Source organism: Acinetobacter entericus (assembly GCF_026168575.1).
GTDB classification, from domain to species: domain Bacteria; phylum Pseudomonadota; class Gammaproteobacteria; order Pseudomonadales; family Moraxellaceae; genus Acinetobacter; species Acinetobacter bouvetii.
Window position 1 is genome coordinate 1 of the sequence record NZ_JAPEQW010000145.1, and the last position, 376, is coordinate 376.

1 protein-coding gene is annotated in these 376 nt (G+C 55.1%); it reads left to right on the forward strand.

Features of this window, described 5'->3' with window-relative positions; genetic code table 11:
* Positions 1–53: 53 nt before the first annotated feature.
* A partial coding sequence (locus OKC24_RS19955) for a DDE-type integrase/transposase/recombinase (RefSeq protein WP_265466320.1) occupies positions 54–376 on the forward strand: 323 nt, incomplete at its 3' end.

Sequence of the window (376 nt, forward strand, 5' to 3'; positions counted from 1 at the left end):
GTCTTCAATCGCGCAATGTCACAGGACACGTCGAACACCTTGCGGGAGACCAGATGTATATCGACTATGCCGGAGACAAGCTTGAGATAGTCGACTCGGCCACTGGCGAGATACGTCCTGTCGAGGTGTTTGTGGCCATCCTGCCCTGCAGTCACTACACCTACTGCGAGGCAGTATGGTCACAGAAACGGGAAGACCTGATTGCTTCCTGCGAGAACGCGCTGCATTTCTATGGAGGGGTTCCCATGGCGATAGTTCCGGATAATCTTAAGGCAGCCGTGTCGCGCAGCGACCGTAATGAGCCGGTGATAAACGATGAATTTGCGTCCTTTGCCGAGCATTACGGCTGTGCCGTCTTCCCTGCCCGTGTACGTCA